Source organism: Rhizobium rhizogenes NBRC 13257 (genome assembly GCF_000696095.1).
GTDB classification, from domain to species: Bacteria; Pseudomonadota; Alphaproteobacteria; order Rhizobiales; family Rhizobiaceae; genus Rhizobium; species Rhizobium rhizogenes.
In genome coordinates this window covers 1-1,406 of record NZ_BAYX01000044.1, presented here as the reverse complement: position 1 = coordinate 1,406, position 1,406 = coordinate 1, and the positions used below count along the sequence as shown (strand labels likewise).

General features: G+C 62.2%; 1 protein-coding gene. It reads right to left on the bottom strand.

Translation table 11 applies throughout. From position 1 onward, the window contains the following. Positions 1-1,406, bottom strand: a 1,406-nt coding sequence (locus RRH01S_RS34630) for a beta strand repeat-containing protein (protein ID WP_042477848.1), incomplete at both ends; no start/stop codon positions are given.

The following is a 1,406-nucleotide window of genomic DNA, read 5'->3' as shown; positions in this document are numbered from 1 at the left end:
CTGATTGGCTGGTCGCGGCAAAATCGACGCCGGCGACAATGACATTGCCGCTGATGCCCGATCCGGTGATCGAGACGTTACTTCCACCCAGAAGCTGGCCGTTGATCGCAATCGCACCGGAATTTGCGGACGACCCGATCGAGACAGCGCCGTGACTTGTGATGTTGCCGCCCGTAAATGCGCTCGCCAGCACATCGAGGTTGCCGGCGACGATCAGAGTGCCAGCGGTGGCACTTCCTGCATTGATGTCGAGATCGCCACTAGATCCGAGAGCAATGGCGCCGTTTGATGATTGCGCGGTGGTGGCGAAGTCGACACCACTGATGGCCTGGCCAAGCTGGACGGTCTGGCCGGAGAGCGAGACGTCGTTGCCGCCGAGGAGCTGGCCCGTGACTTTGACGCTGCTGCTGCCGGCAAGGGTGATGTCGCCATGCCCAGTAACAGCGTTGGCTGTGATCGTGCTGCCGCTGGCCTCGATCACACCGGCGGACAGCATGGTTTGCGCAGCGATTCCTGCGGTGGCGGCAAGGTTCATGCCGCCGGACGATCCGAGCACGATGCTACCACCGGCGGCATTGGTGGCGGCAAAGTCGATGCCGGAGATCAGGACGGGCGCACTGATGCTGCCGCCATTGATCGTCAGATTGCCTGCGGAGAGGATCTGATTGGAGACAGCGACGTCTCCGGTAATGCCGACATTGCCATGCCCAGTAAGGCTGTCGGCTTTCAGACTAGCCGCACGGATCGCAACATCGCCGCCCGAAAGCATCGTCTGAGAGACGATATTGCCTGTGGTCGTCAGGGTAGTGCTGCCAGCGCGATTGCCTGCAATCGTCGCGGAGGAACCCAGCACGATATTGCCGCCCGCCGCATTGGTGGCAGCAAAATCAATGCCCGAGATCAGAACGGGTGCGGTAATGCTACCGCCGTTTATCATCAGATTGCCTGCGGCCAGGATCTGATTGTTCACATCGACATTGCCGGCGACACCAGTTGCGGTGATCGCCACATTGCCGTGACTGGTGATGCTGTCTGCCGTGAGATTGGCCGCCTTCGCCGTGACATCGCCCGCCGACAGGATCGTGCCGGCAGTGGCGTTACCGGAGACGGTGAGGTCCGTGTCGCCGGAGCTGGCAAGCTTGATATTGCCGCCGCTGGCGTCGGTTGCCGCAAAATCGACGCCGGAAACGAGAAGGCCGGCATTGAGGCTGTTTGCGTTGATCGCGAGATCGCCGGCCGCCAGCACCTGGCCGCTGATGTCAACGCGACCGCTTGCGCCAGTGCCGCTGGCCTTCAGGGTGGCGTCGCCATGGGCGGTCAAACTGTCCGCCTTGAGATTGGCGCCGTCGGTGGTGAGACCACCGGCCGACAGCAGCGTGCCGACGGTGATATCGCCTGTGGAGATC